The sequence below is a fragment of the Bacillus sp. E214 genome, assembly GCF_008087365.1.
In the GTDB taxonomy this organism is placed as follows: Bacteria; Bacillota; Bacilli; order Bacillales; family Pradoshiaceae; genus Pradoshia.
In genome coordinates, this window is the sequence record NZ_VENN01000005.1 from 143,840 (window position 1) to 161,407 (window position 17,568).

General features: G+C 37.3%; 19 protein-coding genes. 3 read left to right on the plus strand and 16 right to left on the minus strand.

From position 1 onward, the window contains the following. The first annotated feature begins 319 nt into the window (after positions 1-319). The gene (locus tag FHY47_RS15920; RefSeq protein WP_148631093.1) at positions 320-1,411 is read left to right on the plus strand and encodes a GntR family transcriptional regulator; all 1,092 of its coding nucleotides are present in this window, start codon (positions 320-322) and stop codon (positions 1,409-1,411) included. A 159-nt stretch (positions 1,412-1,570) separates the two neighbouring features. Here the strand turns inward: FHY47_RS15920 and dhaQ are convergent, their stop codons facing one another. Then, positions 1,571-2,569 (minus strand): DhaKLM operon coactivator DhaQ, encoded by a 999-nt coding sequence (gene dhaQ / locus FHY47_RS15925; protein WP_139892721.1) that lies wholly within the window; start codon positions 2,567-2,569, stop codon positions 1,571-1,573. A gap of 19 nt (positions 2,570-2,588) precedes the next feature. After that, on the minus strand, positions 2,589-3,146 hold the full coding sequence (gene dhaS, locus FHY47_RS15930) for a dihydroxyacetone kinase transcriptional activator DhaS (protein ID WP_066108222.1): 558 nt from the start codon (positions 3,144-3,146) through the stop codon (positions 2,589-2,591). A 176-nt stretch (positions 3,147-3,322) separates the two neighbouring features. On the opposite strand from dhaS, the gene dhaK reads away from it, so the two are divergent. Next, on the plus strand, positions 3,323-5,080 hold the full coding sequence (gene dhaK / locus FHY47_RS15935) for a dihydroxyacetone kinase subunit DhaK (protein WP_066108223.1): 1,758 nt from the start codon (positions 3,323-3,325) through the stop codon (positions 5,078-5,080). A 193-nt stretch (positions 5,081-5,273) separates the two neighbouring features. Here the strand turns inward: dhaK and FHY47_RS19015 are convergent, their stop codons facing one another. The 11 genes from FHY47_RS19015 to FHY47_RS19530 form a co-directional block, all read right to left on the minus strand. Continuing rightward, entirely contained in the window at positions 5,274-5,411 is a 138-nt protein-coding gene (locus FHY47_RS19015; RefSeq protein WP_180350018.1) for a hypothetical protein, read from the minus strand. 49 nt (positions 5,412-5,460) lie between these two features. Continuing rightward, positions 5,461-5,694, minus strand: coding sequence for a hypothetical protein (locus tag FHY47_RS19020; RefSeq protein WP_187393503.1), 234 nt, complete (start codon positions 5,692-5,694; stop codon positions 5,461-5,463). Next, positions 5,672-5,821: a hypothetical protein gene (locus tag FHY47_RS19025; RefSeq protein ID WP_180350019.1), complete on the minus strand. Its 150-nt coding sequence runs from the start codon at positions 5,819-5,821 to the stop codon at positions 5,672-5,674. Before FHY47_RS19025 ends, FHY47_RS19020 begins: the two co-directional genes overlap by 23 nt. A gap of 10 nt (positions 5,822-5,831) precedes the next feature. After that, positions 5,832-6,623, minus strand: coding sequence for an aminoglycoside phosphotransferase family protein (locus FHY47_RS15940; protein ID WP_148631095.1), 792 nt, complete (start codon positions 6,621-6,623; stop codon positions 5,832-5,834). 443 nt (positions 6,624-7,066) lie between these two features. Next, a complete protein-coding gene (locus FHY47_RS15950; RefSeq protein WP_066108231.1) occupies positions 7,067-7,447 on the minus strand; it encodes an HIT family protein in 381 nt (126 codons plus the stop codon). Between the two features lie 269 nt (positions 7,448-7,716). Further along, on the minus strand, positions 7,717-8,469 hold the full coding sequence (locus FHY47_RS15955; RefSeq protein ID WP_066108233.1) for a DUF1129 family protein: 753 nt from the start codon (positions 8,467-8,469) through the stop codon (positions 7,717-7,719). Positions 8,470-8,481: 12 nt separating this feature from the next. Next, on the minus strand, positions 8,482-8,811 hold the full coding sequence (locus FHY47_RS15960; protein ID WP_066108236.1) for a PadR family transcriptional regulator: 330 nt from the start codon (positions 8,809-8,811) through the stop codon (positions 8,482-8,484). 254 nt (positions 8,812-9,065) lie between these two features. Further along, positions 9,066-9,926 carry an AraC family transcriptional regulator gene (locus FHY47_RS15965; protein WP_148631097.1) on the minus strand — a complete coding sequence of 287 codons (861 nt, stop codon included), beginning with the start codon at positions 9,924-9,926 and terminating at the stop codon, positions 9,066-9,068. A gap of 172 nt (positions 9,927-10,098) precedes the next feature. Beyond that, positions 10,099-11,244, minus strand: coding sequence for an anti-sigma factor (locus FHY47_RS15970; RefSeq protein WP_148631099.1), 1,146 nt, complete (start codon positions 11,242-11,244; stop codon positions 10,099-10,101). Next, complete coding sequence (locus FHY47_RS19345; protein ID WP_225983701.1) at positions 11,237-11,602, minus strand: RNA polymerase sigma factor; 366 nt, start codon at positions 11,600-11,602, stop codon at positions 11,237-11,239. The genes FHY47_RS15970 and FHY47_RS19345 overlap by 8 nt, the downstream gene beginning before the upstream one ends. Continuing rightward, positions 11,575-11,754 carry a sigma factor gene (locus FHY47_RS19530; protein WP_373925502.1) on the minus strand — a complete coding sequence of 60 codons (180 nt, stop codon included), beginning with the start codon at positions 11,752-11,754 and terminating at the stop codon, positions 11,575-11,577. The genes FHY47_RS19345 and FHY47_RS19530 overlap by 28 nt, the downstream gene beginning before the upstream one ends. A 594-nt stretch (positions 11,755-12,348) precedes the next feature. Here FHY47_RS19530 and FHY47_RS15980 point away from each other — a divergent pair. After that, the gene (locus FHY47_RS15980; protein ID WP_066108243.1) at positions 12,349-12,852 is read left to right on the plus strand and encodes a DUF7878 domain-containing protein; all 504 of its coding nucleotides are present in this window, start codon (positions 12,349-12,351) and stop codon (positions 12,850-12,852) included. Positions 12,853-13,017: 165 nt separating this feature from the next. On the opposite strand, the gene rlmD is transcribed toward FHY47_RS15980, so the two are convergent. From rlmD to recQ, 3 genes are all read right to left on the minus strand, one after another. Next, a complete protein-coding gene (rlmD, locus tag FHY47_RS15985; RefSeq protein ID WP_139892728.1) occupies positions 13,018-14,400 on the minus strand; it encodes a 23S rRNA (uracil(1939)-C(5))-methyltransferase RlmD in 1,383 nt (460 codons plus the stop codon). Beyond that, entirely contained in the window at positions 14,372-15,274 is a 903-nt protein-coding gene (locus FHY47_RS15990; RefSeq protein WP_148631101.1) for a DNA-3-methyladenine glycosylase family protein, read from the minus strand. The genes rlmD and FHY47_RS15990 overlap by 29 nt, the downstream gene beginning before the upstream one ends. Before the next feature lie 78 nt (positions 15,275-15,352). Further along, positions 15,353-17,497: a DNA helicase RecQ gene (gene recQ, locus FHY47_RS15995; protein ID WP_148631103.1), complete on the minus strand. Its 2,145-nt coding sequence runs from the start codon at positions 17,495-17,497 to the stop codon at positions 15,353-15,355. Positions 17,498-17,568: the final 71 nt, after the last annotated feature.

A 17,568-nucleotide genomic window follows, 5' to 3' on the forward strand; every position in this document is an offset into this window, starting at 1 on the left:
CTGATAGCGGTTTCAATATCCGGAATGATTACGCTTTCTATTTGTTAACTTGATTATATTTATTTGTACGTACAAATGTCAACTAATGTGTAATTAGTACACACAAATTTAACATTCTCGATTTTAGTACAAATCAAACAAAGACCCACAAAACCATTTATTGGGTATACTATTAAAAGAACTAATGAAAGATGTTACTTATAAAATAGAATTAGATTGCTTATTTTATTTCTTACTAATTCAAAGTAAAATATGTACATACAACTATTTCGAATCAATCAATTAGTGCAAGAGCACCAATGAAGGAAGTGAGCTATAAATGAAACCAAAATATCAGGTCATCATTGATGATATAAAAAGCAAGATTCTTTCGGGAGATTATAAAGTTGGTGACCAAATCCCTACTGAAGCTTCCCTCCAAGAAAAATACGAAGTGAGCCGACAAACTGTTCGTAAAGCTATTTTAGAACTATCAAACGAAGGATTTTTAAGAAGTGAAAAAGGGTCTGGCACTTATGTCAGTAACCAATATCAAGCAAAATCTGGCGGTCAATCTAACACTAAAACAATCGGAGTCATTACAACCTACATTTCTGATTATATTTTCCCCTCCATTATTCGAGGGATTGAAGGCAGATTAAATGAAGAGAATTATTCGTTATTATTAGCCAGTACAAATAATGATGTCGAACAGGAAAAGAAAGCTTTGGAAATGATGCTGTCATTTGGAGTGGATGGTTTGATCATAGAGCCTACGAAAAGCAATCTATATAATCCAAACATCTCTTATTACCTGTCATTTAAAGAACAAGAGGTTCCATTCATTATGATTAATGCTTATTATGAAGAATTAAGTGTTCCCTTTCTTTGTCTTGATGACGTCCAGTCCAGTTATCTCGCAACAAAGGAATTAATTTCGAAGGGACATACACATATCGGGCTAATATCAAAATCAGATGACCTACAGGGAAAATATCGAATGAAGGGATATATAAAAGCGCTTGGAGAAGCCAAATTAGGATTTCGACCTGAGCATGTGCTTACATTCGATACAGAAACAAAGCCCAATTTATCAGCTAACTTGAAGAAATTTTTAGAGGAAAATATTCACCTATTAACCGCGATTGTTTGCTATAACGATGAAGTCGGTTTAGAAGTAGTAAATGTGTGTAAACAGCTTAATATTTCCATTCCAGAGAAGTTATCAATAATCGGGCAGGACAATTCCTATATTGCCAAAAATGCTACTATTGCACTGACAACATTAACCCACCCACAGGAACAAATGGGACGTGATGCAGCTGATTGGCTCATTAAGAAATTGCAAGGAAAACGAGATTTACCAAACGAAACCTATTATCAGCCAGTGTTAGTTGAAGGAGAAACAGTAAAAGATTTAGAGATACATTAAGCAATAGTTATGAATATATTTTATTTCATATGGTGCTACTAAATTACTTAATGAAAAAGAAAAGCCCTGTTTATGCTCGTTATGATACCCGAGCATAAACAGGGCTTTACTCTATTTCTGCTATATATGGTATTTGACTGTGCACTAATCAAATCTTAACTACCAGTTAGCTACTTCCACCTCTGCTTTTAACCATTTTTCCCAAACAGAATCCGTTATTTTGAGTAAGCTTAATGAAATACCTTTCATATCTAAGGAAGTTAAATGGTTTCCAACCTTCACAAATCTAATATCCAAGCCTTCCAGCTCGCATAAACGTCGGATGTCATTGGTAAAGATATACTGTTCCATCAGCGGTGTAGCCCCTAACCCATTCACCAAAATGGCAAATCGATCTCCTTTTTTCCATCGATAAAGACTTTTAAGTTTATTCATAAGCTCTATGGCTAAAATTTCAGAGGAATGAAATTCTTCTTTCCGGTATCCCACTTCACCATGAATCCCAATTCCGTAAAATACTTCATTATCCTGTAGTATAAATGACCTTCTATCTGTCTCAGGATGGGTTACCGGTGAAAGTGCAACTCCCAATGTATGTAAATGATTGATGACAGACTGGCCAATTTCCGTTAGTTCGTTTAGAGAATATCCCTCACGTGCAGCAGCTCCAAGTATTTTATGGACAAACACAGTACCAGCCACACCACGTTTCCGCTTATTGAAGGAATTGTCGTCTTCAATGGAGACATCATCACTTACAATGACATGATCAACAGTCCAGCCTTCTTTTTGGGCGATGGATTCAGCCATCAAAAAACTCTCTAAATCTGCTTTAAAATTTTTGACTATGAGCAAGACACGCTTATTTTTATCAATCATCCGAATGGCGGCTACTATTTGCTCAGTTGTTGGCGGCGTGAAAATTTCTCCATTAACAGAAATGGAGAGCATTCCTTTCCCTACATATCCATAATGAGCCGGTTCGTGTCCGCTGCCGCCTCCGCTAATAATGACTACCTCCTCTCTTATATCTTTTAAATCTTTCCGATAAACAATATCATGCTTGGGCTCATAAGAAACCCTTTCTTTATGTTCAAAACAAAATCCAGCCAACATGTCTCTTACAACATGCTGAACATCATTAATTATTTTTTTCATTCTTATTCCCTCTCGCTGCTCACTCCTGCAGAAATGGCAGTAATTGATCATTTATCATATATTTCATCAAGGATGACATCGTGGAAGATTCGAGAGTGCAATCTTTCTCAATCCACTCTTTGATTATCCCTACAAACCCATAGCTATAAAAAGAAGCCATTAATTCTTTCCTTTCATTAGAAACCTTTAATCCGCTTCCGTCCAAACGGTTAGTAATAATCTCAAGATACAAATTCTTTGTGTGTTCATATAAGTATTCGTTAAAGGAATTTTGCTCTTCTACTTTAAATGCATTTTGATAGAATCGTCGATTCTGACTGAAGTATTCCAATAACAAATGAAAGATGTTCTCCCACTTTTCATATCCAATAAAGTCTGTAATATTTTCCTTCGTTTCTTCTTTATAAATCCAGCCAAGCAATTCATATTTATCTTGAAAATGGTAGTAAAATGTTTGCCTTCGCATCTTACAGTTTACCATAATGTCGCTTACTGAAATTTTATGAAAAGGTTCAGTTACCATTAAATCTTTTAATGATTTTGCAATTATTTTTTGTGTGATAATCGATGAGGTCATGGGTTACCTTCCCTATTAAAATTGTAATTTAATTATACAAAAATGATATAATTACGGCTATTTTGACAAATACGGTTATTTGTCCGTTTACTTTAAAACGCTTACATTATACTGTTAACAGTATGAATAAATTTAGCAAGACTACCAATTTTTAATAGAAACAGGAGGCAATACAAATGAAGAAGATTATAAATAAACCTGAGAACCTCGTAATGGAGATGGCTAATGGATTAATCATGGCACATCCGGAACTCGAGTTTCTGAAGAAATATAAAATTATTAAGAAACGAGTAATAAATGAAAACAAAGTGAGCTTAATTAGCGGGGGAGGCAGTGGGCATGAACCTGCACATGCGGGCTTTGTCGGAAAAGGTATGCTTGATGCTGCAGTATGCGGGGATGTGTTTGCTTCGCCATCACAAATACAAGTGTATCAGGGAATCAAAGCAGCTGCCGGTCAAAAAGGGGTCCTGATGATTATTAAAAATTACAGCGGTGACATCATGAACTTTAAAAATGGTGCCGCTTTAGCAATCGAGGATGGTATCCAGGTTGAATATGTTCGAGTAGCTGACGATATAGCCGTTGAAGACAGTCTGTATTCTGTAGGACGCCGCGGTGTTGCAGGAACTGTACTTGTTCATAAAATTGCCGGTGCAGCTGCCGAAGAAGGCAGAGACCTTATGCAGGTAAAAGCAATTGCAGAAAAAGCCGCAGAAAATGTAAAAAGCATCGGGGCAGCTCTTACATCCTGTACCGTTCCAGCTAAAGGAACTCCGACATTCAAATTAGAAGAAGATGAAATCGAATACGGTGTCGGCATTCATGGAGAACCAGGAATCAGAAGAGAAAAATTGATTTCTGCAAATGAGTTGGCTAAACAAATGATAGATGATCTTCTAAAGGATTTTGGACAAGATGGGGATGAAACATCTGATATTGCTATTCTTGTAAATGGCTTCGGAAGTACTCCACTTCAAGAACTCTATTTATTTAACAATTCGGTTATGAGAGAAATGAGTAACAGAAATATTCATGTTTATAGAACCTTTGTCGGCAATTATATGACAAGTATTGATATGGCTGGAGTATCCTTGACAATTATGAAGCTTGATGATGAGCTGAAATCATTATTATCAAGCGAATGTTCTGCTGCGGCATTTAAAGTGGATGCACCTGTTGAGGGTGTTCAGTATACCGATCCTATTGATGAGATTGAAGAAAGAAGCGTTTCATTCAATACTGAGACAAGTGAGGAATACGCTGTAATCCACGATGATGTCCTTTCCTTAGAGAACATCATCTATCTCATTGATAAAATGAGCGAAGTCATTATCCGAAATGAGATACCATTCTGCGAGCTTGACTCTCATGCCGGTGACGGAGACTTTGGTATGAGCGTTGCTAAAGGATTCAAGCAATTGAAGCGAGAATGGAGTTCTATCTTAAACCAAGAACCATTAACTATTGGAGCATTCCTTGATGCATGCTCAATGGTCATTATGGAATATTGCGGTGGAGCGTCCGGTCCAATTTGGGGTTCTGCATTCCGTGCAGCCGGCAAAGCCGCAGGCGATAAAAATGAATTAACGATCGAGGAGTTTGCAAACCTACTACAGGCAGCTGTTGAAGGAATACAAGTAACTGGTGAACGTTCATTTGGTAGAGGTGCAGTCGTCGGTGACAAAACTCTGATTGATGCTTTAGTTCCATGTGCTGACTCTTGGTCTGAGTGCGCAAAAGCTGGAATAGACTTTAAAACTGCCTTTGAAAATGGGGCAGCTGCTGCAGTTAAAGGCGCTAAATATACAGAAACAATCGTCGCCCGCATGGGACGTGCTGGTACGGTTGGAGAAAGAAGCCTGGGTTATCCTGATGCTGGAGCTTATGGACTTGGAGTTATCTTCACAGAGCTCTCCAGCAGCCTAAGATAAATAGTATTGATTGCCAACCATACAATTCTTATAACCTAACCACTCTAAGGGGCTGCAAACTTTGCAGCTCTTTATTTATAGAATAATAAAGCAGCTTCAGTTGATAGGGCTATTTTCGAACAATGGTAACAAGGAAAATTAAAAGGACCAACTTTTGGTCATCCTTGTTCAACTTAGACATCTTTAATAAATATTATTTAAATAATAGGTATAGAACAATGGCACCGACTACGACTATTCCCCCTATTGTTGGACTTCCATAAACGGTTCTATTCCAACCATCCTCGGTGTCTATCTTATTTTTGTTACGCTTATCTTTGTCCTCATTCAACAATAACACCTCCATATAATTGCTATAACACTATTAAAGAACTACTACCTTAGGCGATGAAATTTTGAAAAAGATGGACGGTCAAAACTGTTGTTAACAAACACCCACAGGAAGTTAAGATTATTGTTTTTCTATTGTCTTGTTTTTCTTCAGGTTTATTTAACTCATTAATTTGTATAATCCATATTGTCATAGTTACAAGGGCAAGAATTCCGATGGACATACCAATCACTTCCTTTTCCCTATTATTTTTTTGTAAATTATCCCACTTCGATTGTAACATTCTGTAAATTTGTAACAAGTCTTTCTTCGCTAACTTGTCCCTTTACTACCATAAGAAATTTAACATGAAAAGGCATTAATCCTTCTTGGTCAACTTGGCCTTCTGCTCTTTCCCCTGTCAATTCCAACCTTTCCCCCTTAAATCCACTCTTTTCCGTGTTCACGAATGAATTTAATATCGTTTTGATAATGTTCAAGGTGTCCTTCATCTATCATTTTTTGAAAATTACTATCGCCTTCTTTAGCTTTTCTTTCAATTGTTTTACATAGCCCTTGTAATCGCAACAATACCATCTCTAAAAAGTCTTCTTCCACTTCCTTTCCATAGGATTCAAAAAACAATTTTACTCTGTGTTTTATTTTCATAGCGTGGTCTAAGAAATTATAAATAACTTCTTCACCTGTTTCAGATTGATAAGTTCTACTTAAAGGAATACAAGTATAAAGGGTATAGGCAATGTCCCAGAGTCTCGGTCCAGGACCAGCAACATCAAAATCGATTATCCCTACCGGTCGTTTACGATTAAAGATAATGTTATATATAGCGAAATCATTATGACAAAGCACCTCGAATGGTTGCGGAGTATTATCTATCGACTTCCAATCTTCTTCAATTAAAAAATCACTCACTGAATCGTGGTAGAGACTAAGCATCTGAGCTATTTCTTTTAAAACTTCATCAGACCACATATATCCCTTTAAAGGATAATTACCAGCTTCACCTTCTATATATGACAAAATCTCTCTACCTTTTTCATCAATACCAAAAAATTTAGGTGCATAAGTGAATCCTTTATTTTCTAAATGTATTAATAGCTTGTGAATTTTCGTACTGTCTGGCTTTAAATCTCTTCGAACGGTATCTCCTAAACGATATACGGTTGAGACATTTCCTCCAGTTAGAATTTCTTCTTTTTCGTATTTTGACATTTCACAAATACCCCTCAATATAAATTTGCCACCGTTTAGTTTCTGTCTATTGTTTAACATTCCTGCTTCTTTATCTCCATAAGAAATTCAACACGAAAAGGCATTAATCCTCCTAAGATCAACGCCCTGAAAATTTAAGTGAGAATTCCACTTACTATATGAATTATAAACATGGCTACTTACGTTTTTGGATTATTTGACGCACTGGAGATGCCAAAGCAAAAAATATAAGTGCTATAAAAATTGCTTTAATTAAAGAAACTTGCTCCATCATAGGTGTATGCGTTGAACGGCTCGAGGAAAAGATAGACCACCAACTTGGTTCGGCGTATGGTAGAGATACTCTGTACCAAATGATAAAAATTAAAAACACTAATAACCAGTAAATCTTCATAAAAACTCTCCTATACTTTTTAGATAAGTAAGGCTCGAATTAGTTACCATTATCTCTTATTTTCTAAACTTTTCAGCCAGTGTCTAAGTCCTTTGCCAGCATAGGGTTCATCACTAAATCGAGGAATAATATGTAGGTGAGAATGCATGATATGTTGACCTCCAATTGCATTGCAGTTCCAACCAATATTGTACCCATCAGGTCGATATGTTTCATCCAGGAGATCTTTCACTTCTTGCAGTAATGAATAGGTTGCAAACCATTCATCTTCTGTTAAGTCAAACACTGTTTCACGGTGTTTTATTGGAACTATTAATCCTGACCCGACTAATACTTCTTGTGGCATTTGTAGAAACATACAATGTTCATTTTTTACAACAACTTCTTGCAGTTCTATTGTTTCAGGATTACAAAATGGGCATTCTTTCACTTCAATAACCTCCTCAGTTTCCCTTTTATTTTATATTATTTTACTCTTAAAACAATTTTTAGAATAAACAAAAACGCAAAGGCAGTCATATAATCCTCCAAATTTAAAATTTGGTTAAATAATTCGATTAAAACATATAAATCCTTCTTAATCTAACCTGCATTCCTAGTTAACCGGCTTGTTATAGGAAATCAATTGAATAAGATAGGAAAGGGTCCTCCAGAAAGTCAGTAAAACTAACGTTCCGGATAACCCCCAAAAAACTTTTGTTATGATTTTGTTTTTCTCACTTCATAAAATAAATAAATTCCGATCAATATATATGTTATAGCTAAACCCATAATTAACTGCAATTCTTCATTTAAAGTTGTTCGAGCTAATACGATGGTCGGTAAGTGAAATGAAATTAAAAAAACGGGCAGGATTGCGGTTTTTGCCCAAATGGAGAATGTAACGATAAAGCAAAGAAAAAGTAAGCCGATGACTGTACTCCCTAAAACACCAAAGTTAATGGTTGGTGTAGGATAGATTGAATCAGCGACAAGCAAACCCATAAAGACGACCATACTAATGAAAATAGGGGCTAATAATATTAAAAACTCTCGAATTTTAGACACTTGATTCCTGGCTGTATAGCGAAATGCAATCATTACTCCGATAAAAAAGAGCACACAATACACAGCCGTTCCAATGATTTTTAATACACTATAGCTTAATGTACCTTTCAAAAGATCTCCGAAAATCGAAAATGACATTGCTCCAGCTATAATCAGGGGTATATATTTTACCCATGCTTTATAATCCGTCCTCATTTCATTGGAGATACTCTGCATATACTCTTTAGGAGAAGATCCAATAATCTGATCAATAGATTTACCATTTAGCTCGGCTTCATATAAATGCTCCTCAAGTTCTTTCGTAATATCATTAATCTCCTGATCATTTTTTCCACTTGAAAACAAGTATATCTTTAAATCATCAATAAACTTCTGACTTTTATCAGACAGTTGAAGTTGCTCCACTTTTGCATCACCTCATCCTTCAATTTCTTTCTTAATGACCGCGTTTACGCTGTTCTCAAGGTAACCCCATCTAACCAGAAAATTTTCTAAAGCTACCTGTCCTTCATCTGTTAATGAATAATATTTTCTCTTTGGTCCAGCAATTGAATCCCGGCGAACAGACGTAATAAGTCCTTCCCGTTGCATTCGGAGCAATAATGGATAAATGGTACCTTCGCTGATTGTCTCAAATCCATACTCACTTAAACGTTCTGCCATCTCATATCCATAACATTCTTTTCCTTTGATAATAGCCAAAAGGCAACCATCCAATATACCCTTCATCATCTGGGTTTGCGACATCTATAATCCACCACTCTTTTTATCTTGCATTGCAAGGTATATTACCAGTTTAAACCACACTACCTTGCAATACAAGATAATTGTTAATTACTTACAAATATCTTTCTTATATGAAGGTCAAAAAGAAAACACTAGGGCAAGAACCCCTATTAAATTCAAGTCTCTCCATCTCTCAAATAGAAAGAAGCAATGTAGCCCACTACATTGCTTCTTTAATGAATCCGCTCGATTAATTTATAAGCTTATCCTTCTATTTATTTTTTAATTGGTATCCATATTTCTGAATAATAATCCTTAGAAGATGGATCTCCATCACTTAAGTAAACCTCCATCTCAGGTCCACCCGAATGCTCATAGCCTGTTGCCGGAAACCATTCAGAGAAAATTCGATTCCACACCTTTGGCATGGCATCAGGCATAGCGCCATGAACAGGAAAAACAGCCCAGGTAGCAGCCGGAATCTGTCGTTCTTCCCAATCATTTGGGACATGTTCTATATGTTTCTCTGCCCCGATCAAGTAAGTTAGATTTTCTTGTAGTTTATCAAAGTCCATACAAACTCCAATTAATCCAAGAGATCCACTATTTTTAGCAAGTACAGCGGCGAATCCATTCTGATTAGATTCATCCCAGAAAGAGGCTATTTTCCGATTGTTCTCTCCCCCACTAGTACTCGTGCGTATGCTTTTCCCAACAACCTTAAATGCTTCCTTTACGACAATCTTATAATCCATTCCCACATCACCCTTTAACTGAATTTGAAAAGAGAGCCTCGGATAAGCCTTCAAGGATTGAGTATTTTTCTTTGCAGATGACGGATTGATTCCATGAATTTTCCGGAATGCTTTTGTAAAGGATTCCGGAGTTTCATAGCCATATTTCAGTGCAACATCGATTACCTTCGACTTGGAATATACCAGTTCCTGCGCAGCAACTGTGAGACGGCGATTCCGAATATATTCACTCACGGTATATCCCGTCAGCATACTGAACATCCGCTGGAAATGAAATTTTGACATACAAGCAATTTCAGCAATATCTTCCATACAAAGATACTGTTCCAAATTACCTTCTATATACTCGATACTGTCGAGCATCCTTTGAAGTCCCTCCATGTAAGCACTCTCCTTTCTAAACTCAGTCTACCAACATCGGTTTAGTAAATCCGGTTAATCCGTGCTCTTTTATGACAGTCCAGAAAAGAATAAGAGCACCCAATTAGTTCATTAAGCTATCTCTATTTAACTACCTGAATATCACATAACAAAAGTTTTACTCAAACAATTATCAGAGTTCACTTTCCCAATTCCAAAATTCTATTTCGTCTACTTCTAATTCACTTACTTTTCCTTCATCCTGTAATTTTAATACTTCTTTAGTTGGTCCTGTAATAACAGCCCCATAATGCTTATAACCATGTTTTTCCATGTATTGAATACGTTTTGAAAGATTTAAATCTCCTATATAAAAATTTTCTGCTTTTTCTTCATATTCTTCCAGGAATTGCAGTGTTTTTCGGAATTGCTTATGCAGTGGTTTTCCTTCGCCTACCTCGTATTCCGGTGAAGAAGACCCTTCAGAAACTATTTCTGTTCCAAAAAAACCTTTTTCCTCTTGTTGAAAATCTACGATCATGTCATCTTCATGCCAAATTGGTTCACTAGGAAAACCAATTGGTTTAAATATAGCTTCCTCTTTCTTTTCAAAACCAGTATCTACTGCAAGCCATATTAATCTCATATCCTTAGCCTCGAATAATGAAAATACCTCTTCTGTCTCTAGTAAATCAGTAAATGAAACATAGGCTGAAACAACCGTCCCTTCTGGAACCTTTTTTAATCGTTCCCACCCTGAAAAACCTCGTGGGCTTGAGCCCGGATAAATAAAAGCAGGACTGTTATTAGATATAGGGCTGAAATAGGTAACTTCAGGATATGACATCCTTGAGAAGAAAAAATCAGTTTCCATTTCACCTACCTTGATCGTATCATCTCCAATAACTTTATTTATATCTTTTGAGGCTGTCATTCCAAAATAGGCAGAAGTGCTCGTACTTGTACCATCCATATGACCATAAGGATTCATTACAGTCAGACTGTAATCAACGATATTACGTAATTTCTCTACTCGGTCAGGAGCTCCGAACGAGTAATACATCAGAGTTAGGATGGAAGAAAAGAATGAAAATAGAAGAAATAAACCTATAGCCATAAGTGCTGTTTGAAATCTTGCCTTCCATTTTGCAAATTTCATAATTCGTTGTTGTTTTTTTATGCCAATATCAGAATCAGTTAACTTTCCCCTATTTTCTTCATCAGTTTCTTCCAAATATCTCTCCATGCTCTCCAGTTCTTTCTCAATCTCTTTTGCCTCTTCTGCAGAAAGTTCACCTTTTTCATATGATTCCAGGCGCTTTTTAAATTCATCACTCATATTCTTTACTCCTTCTTTTCCTTATTGCTTTTCTCCCGCGAAATAAAAGAACTTTTACATATGCCTTACTAACCTTCATTACTTCAGCAGCTTCCTCATATGATAGACTATTAAAGTCACAAAGCAGTACTGCCATCTTATGTTTTTCAGGTAATGCATTCACTTCACGTAATAGCTCTTCTATTTCCTCATGAATCACAATCGTTTCATCAATCGCTCTGTTCTTATCTAAAAATCTAGAAAAATAGCCTTCATCCTGAATTGTTACTCTTTTATGCTTTCTATGATGATCAATATATGCATGATATGCTACCGTAAAAAGCCATGCCTTTACACTTCCACTTTGATAATTCTCAATAAATAGGCACGAAAGAAGGTCTCTTGAACAAGGTCCTCCGCTGTATGATGATTATGACAAAGAGAGAAAAGGAAACGATATATATCAGAAAAATAAGTGCTATAGAGACTATCTATTGAATCAGCCTCATTACCCCCTCTCACTAATACCACGTATAAATATAAAAAAGGTTACAGAAAATAAAATATTTTCCAAACCACCAATCATTATGAGCATACCAAAAGAAGCGGAATAAAGTTTATTTTTGATTGGTTTGACGTTTATATAAACATCAAAAAGACATCAATAGATGCCTTCTTTCGTGCACAATAAATGTATATAACCACCAGGGGGGATGGATGATAAAAAAAAAAGACCCGAATTCGTATAATTCACGAAACAAGGATCGATCTGGCAAATGTATTTTTCGGAGTCTTCAAGTATACTACCTCATTACAAAAGTAATATCGATACTATAATTCCTTTTTAGACTTGGATGAATCAACTAATTAACTTATATTTACTTTCCTCGATTAACAAAACAATATTCTTTATATAACTTGATTAATTCTTGGACAATTCCAGGTCTCTGCTTCGTTATCTAAGCGTTCATTTAGAAAACCGAGAAAGAATACTGGATTAAATATGGAACCTAAAAGAAAGATTTATCATTTTTTTGTCGAATTCTATTATATATAGCTTAACTAAAATAGCCTCCAGCATTTTAGGAAGAGACAAAATTAGAATAGAGATAGGGTGACGAAGACATGGACAGTATTTCAAACAAAATAAAGTTTGAATACAATTTTGTAGTAGATAAAGAAATGATCTCAAAAAAGCATAAAAGGGATGTGCCTGCCATATTAGCCGTGGATGCCACATTTACAATAAAAATCAACAACGAATTATACTTTGAAACAGAACTAGCTATACTCGAATTCTATAAAGCATTGTATAGATGGAAAGAAGAGATTACGAAGAAGAATCCTACACCGGAATTCCATTATTACACGATTGAATATGCTGACTATGAGAATGGAGCTATCCTGTCATTAATCCCCTTTTCCAATAAGGCCAGAGTGAAATCAATCTGGGCAGAACAAGATCTATATAATGTTTTCGATCTAGACTATATTGTAATGGAATTCATTCTACTAGAAGAGATACTAAAACGGGATATAGAGGATTATTTTGATATAAGATTAAAAGATTTCATCAAACACATTCCTGTCCAAATTTCAAACCCGCTTTTGCTAAAGGGGAATTTGTAAATGGTTTAGGTAGCAGGACATGTTCAAAAAATTATATTAAATAGACAAACCTATCTGCTAATCGGATTCAATAAAAAAAGACCCAGTTTTCATAAAAGATTATTTATACGAAAACTGGGTCGATTAACAAATGTTTATTTAGTTAGCCAAGAGTATTTTTATTGGTTACACCTTCAACATAATCTCCACAACGCACTCAATATGAGAAGTTTGTGGGAACATGTCCACTGGTTGGATATATTTTGGTCTGTATTTTTTGCTTAGGTAGTCCAAATCCTTGGCCAGTGTGGATGGGTTACAGGATACATAGACGATTTTTCTTGGACGTGTGCGCAGGATGGCATCCATTAATTTATGATCCAAGCCGCTTCTTGGCGGATCGACGACAACGACATCTGGCTTCCAGCCTTCGCGCAGCCATTTAGGCATGAGAACTTCTGCTTTGCCTACTTCGAAGCTGACATTATCCATATGATGCTTTTTAGCATTCTGAATGGCATCTTCAATTGATTCCGGAATGACATCCATGCCTCTAACTTCTTTACAAAAATCCGCAAGCCACAATCCTATCGTTCCTACTCCGCAATAAGCATCTACTACTCGTTCATGACCGTGAAGGCGAGCTGCTTTTTTCACTTCATCATAGAGCTTCACGGTTTGTACTGGATTCAATTGGAAGAAGGTACGCGCTGATAGCTCATAGGATAAATCGCCAAGTTCTTCTTCAATTGCTTCTTCTCCCCACAGATGAATCGTCTTTTCGCCGAATATAAGCGGAGTCTGTTCTTTATTCACGTTTTGAACAATGGAAACGACTTCCGGTAAACGTTTGTTGATTTCTTCTATGATTTGGCGCTTCTTAGGAAGCTTTTCAGAAATGGTGATGATCACCACTTGGACCTGATCCGATGAGAAGCCGACACGGGTTACGACCGTTTTAACAATCCCGCTTTTCTTTTTCTCATCATAGGATGGCAATCCAAATTCCTGCAAAATATCCAATACTGTACGAGTAACCTTGTTCGTTGCTTCATGCTGAACGATACAATTTGGAATATCAATCAAGTTATGAGTATTTGCCGCATAAAGGCCGGCAATCAACTCTCCAGTCTCATTGGTGCCAACCTGGAATTGGTTTTTATTACGGTAATTCCATGGATTCTCCATCCCAATTGTTGGACGGATATCTACATTGCTGGCATCGTATTGGCTATGGCGCTCCAATGATTGAATAACGATATCACGTTTTTCCTTCAATTGTTGGCTGTATTCCAAATGCTGCAATTGGCATCCACCACATACGTCATAAACCGGACATGGTGCTTCGACTCGATGTGGCGATGCCTTTTTAATCTTTTTGACAAGACCTTCCGAATACTTCGGATGGACCTTCGTAATCTTTACTTCTACAATTTCATCCGGCAGAGCACCCGGTACAAATACAACCTGACGTTTATAGTAGCCGACTCCCTCACCATTTATGCCAAGGCGTTTAATAGTTAGTAAAATCTCTTGTCCTTCACGGACTAATGTTGCCTGTTGGTTCATCAATATTCCTCCGTTTTTCAATGCTTCTCCATAAGTAAAGTGAAGCGTAGCTTAAATAAGGATGCCACTCCTTACTGAATTGCTCCATCTCTTCCATTGTTGGCTTTCGTTCTAGGTTATATAGCAGCTTAATAGCATTCTGAATGCCGATGTCTGCTTTTGGAAATAAATTCGGGCGGCCAAGACCAAATAACAGGAAGTTTTCAGCCGTCCATCTGCCTACACCTCGAATTCTTGTTAATTCTTCTATAATTTCTTCATCTGTCTTTGTGCGCAACTCTTCCAACCTGAGTTCACCGCTTGCAATCTTTTCTGAAAGGCCAATGACATACTCTGCTTTTCTGCCGCTGAATTTCATTCCTTTTAACTCATCTACTGTGAGAGCAGCGGTTGTCTCTGGAGATGGATAAAACCATACTCCGTCCTTCTGATACCCATAGGCTGTGACAAAATCCTTCGTTAGTTTTTGAGCAAACGCCATATTCAGCTGTTGATGGATAATACTTTTCACGAGACAGCCATATAGGTCGAATTCTAAAATAAGCGGGGTACCGCGATGGCGAGTAAAAATATTATTGAGCTTCGTCTCGCCAAAGTGAGCATGTATATCAGAAAGTGGCAAATGCCACTGAAAAATCTCCTTTAAACGATCCGTTGCCAATACTTGTTCCTTTTTGCCGCTAATTGTAAAGGCCGGCTTATCTACCGTACCGATCGCTTGGACGGTATAAACATTGGGCTTACCATGAATCAGTAAAGGGACCTGAATCAAGCGATTGCGGTAATCTATTTCATACAGAGGATCAAGACCGATCCTTTCCAATACCAGGTCAAAATCATAGGGAGCTTCTACATGAATGGTTTCTTTCCACATCATTATCACTCCTTTATGGACTAGTCCAGTTATTATAACAGGTTTTGCAGCTATATGGGTACATAGGAAAACGGCCCATTAAATTGGAGCCGTATCCATGTTCTTCTTCGTTATTACCGCTTTAATCGCACTGTAGCTGATTTCATTAGGAAGATGCTCTTTAATTGACTTTAAAAAATCATTCCCCACTTCCTCAATCGCCTGTAGAACCTGGATTTCCTCCTCAGGTGAGAAGAAATACTCCCAATTCAGAGGCAATCCTTCTTCTGCACATCGGAATAGATGCCTTTCTACTGTTTGGGAGGATAAATCTCTTTCTTTTGCAATCTCCTTCAGCGTAAGCCCTTGTTTATATAATTCATACGTATCCATATGTGAGTTGGCAGTACCTGCCTTGGATTTTTTCACCGCAGGCATTTTTTCCTCTTGTTCTACAATTGGTGCTTCATAATCATTTTCCTTTATAAACGCTGTGATCACTTCCACAAATCGCTCACCATACTTATCTGTCTTTTGAGCTCCGACTCCCTTCACCTCAAGGAACTCATCTGTGGTTTGCGGTTGTTTAACGCACATATCGCGCAAAGCTTGGTCGGAGAATATCAAATATGGAGGCACATTTTCCTCTCCTGCAATTTGTTTTCGCAAATTACGCAGCACTTCGAATAAAGGATCATCTGTTGAAATAGCGGTGATCCGCACAGCTTCTTTTCTCATTACCGCACGTTTCCCGAGCAACACTTCTTTGCCGGCAGCTGTGACATATAAGAGCGGATATTGCCCACCCGTAATCCCAATTAATTGCTCAGATGTTAGAAAATCAATCAGTTCAGCGACCTCTTTGGTTGATTGATTTTTCATTAACCCATACGTTGATAAGGATTGAAAGTTTTGTTCAAGCAATTTCTTATTGGATGAGCCCGTTAACACTTGGGCAATCATTGTTTTTCCAAAACGTTCGCCAGTTCGGATTATACAGGATAAGACCATTTGGGCATCTTTTGTCACATCCTTCGCACTTCGTTCATCTAGACAGTTAGAGCACCGCCCGCAATCATCTGCCTCCTGCTCACCAAAATAGTGCAGAATATAAGCTTGCAGGCAGCCTTGTGTATGGCAATAGTCACGCATTTGATACAGCTTTTGCAACTCTTGATTTTTATGGTTTTCATCACCAAACGATTGATCAATCAAAAAGCGCTGGACCTGAACGTCCTGTTCAGATTGAAGCAATATACATTCACTCGGCAAGCCATCACGTCCGGCACGGCCTGCCTCCTGATAATAACTTTCCATATTTTTAGGCATTTGAGCATGAATCACATATCGTACATTCGATTTATCTATCCCCATCCCAAACGCATTCGTTGCGACCATGACAGTAATTTCATCACTTAAAAATTTGTTTTGCTCTGTTTCACGTTCTGTACTTGATAAACCCGCATGATATCTCCCAACTGTTATACCTTTTTGTTGGAGACGTTCATATAGATGGTCCACTGTTTTTCGTGTGGCACAATAAATAATCCCGGATTCCTGTTTATTTTTTCCTACATACGCATCAATATATTTTTGTTTATTTTGCCCTTTCACGACCTGGAAGCTTAAATTTTCCCGTTCGAAGCCAGTTATAACCGTATGTGACTCTTCAATATTCAAGGATCGGCGAATATCTGCCTGCACTCGCGGAGTTGCTGTTGCTGTCAGGGCAAGGACAACCGGATTGGAATTCAATTGTTCGGCTAATGATTGGATGCGTAAATAACTTGGGCGGAAATCATGACCCCATTGTGATATACAGTGAGCTTCATCTACAGCAATTAATCCAACCGGCAATTTACGGATATCCTCAATAAAGCCATGGGATTCCAGTCTTTCAGGCGCCAAATATAAGAGCTTATAGGCCCCCTGCTGGATGTCATACAAACGATCATTCACTTCACTCGCGGTTAGGGAACTATTGATAAAGGTGGCGGGTATTCCGGCCTGATCCAGTGAATCTACCTGGTCCTTCATGAGAGAGATTAATGGAGAAATAACGAGGGTAACGCCCGGTATTATCATCGCCGGGATTTGATAACAAATTGATTTACCTCCGCCTGTCGGCATAATTCCTAGTGTATCGATTCCTTGTAGCACCTGCTCAATAATTTTGGCTTGTCCATTGCGAAAAGAATCATAACCAAAATACTTCTTTAAAAGAGAGCTTGCTTCTGTAAGCATGAATTCCCTCCTCCATTCATTGATCATTCTACCATCCATTATAGCTTATAGAGATTGATCTATACTAGTAT

What these genes read in the sequence shown, in the direction of transcription:
- dhaQ (WP_139892721.1), bottom strand. Translation starts at nt 2,569, where the DNA reads ATGAAAAAAATAATTAATGATGTTCAGCATGTTGTAAGAGACATGTTG.
- FHY47_RS15990 (WP_148631101.1), bottom strand. Translation starts at nt 15,274, where the DNA reads ATGTGGAAAGAAACCATTCATGTAGAAGCTCCCTATGATTTTGACCTG.
- FHY47_RS15980 (WP_066108243.1), top strand. Translation starts at nt 12,349, where the DNA reads ATGGACAGTATTTCAAACAAAATAAAGTTTGAATACAATTTTGTAGTA.
- dhaK (WP_066108223.1), top strand. Translation starts at nt 3,323, where the DNA reads ATGAAGAAGATTATAAATAAACCTGAGAACCTCGTAATGGAGATGGCT.
- dhaS (WP_066108222.1), bottom strand. Translation starts at nt 3,146, where the DNA reads ATGACCTCATCGATTATCACACAAAAAATAATTGCAAAATCATTAAAA.
- FHY47_RS15970 (WP_148631099.1), bottom strand. Translation starts at nt 11,244, where the DNA reads ATGAGTGATGAATTTAAAAAGCGCCTGGAATCATATGAAAAAGGTGAA.
- FHY47_RS15965 (WP_148631097.1), bottom strand. Translation starts at nt 9,926, where the DNA reads ATGGAGGGACTTCAAAGGATGCTCGACAGTATCGAGTATATAGAAGGT.
- FHY47_RS15940 (WP_148631095.1), bottom strand. Translation starts at nt 6,623, where the DNA reads ATGTCAAAATACGAAAAAGAAGAAATTCTAACTGGAGGAAATGTCTCA.
- FHY47_RS19020 (WP_187393503.1), bottom strand. Translation starts at nt 5,694, where the DNA reads ATGTTACAATCGAAGTGGGATAATTTACAAAAAAATAATAGGGAAAAG.
- rlmD (WP_139892728.1), bottom strand. Translation starts at nt 14,400, where the DNA reads ATGAACCAACAGGCAACATTAGTCCGTGAAGGACAAGAGATTTTACTA.
- FHY47_RS15960 (WP_066108236.1), bottom strand. Translation starts at nt 8,811, where the DNA reads ATGTCGCAAACCCAGATGATGAAGGGTATATTGGATGGTTGCCTTTTG.
- FHY47_RS15920 (WP_148631093.1), top strand. Translation starts at nt 320, where the DNA reads ATGAAACCAAAATATCAGGTCATCATTGATGATATAAAAAGCAAGATT.
- recQ (WP_148631103.1), bottom strand. Translation starts at nt 17,497, where the DNA reads ATGCTTACAGAAGCAAGCTCTCTTTTAAAGAAGTATTTTGGTTATGAT.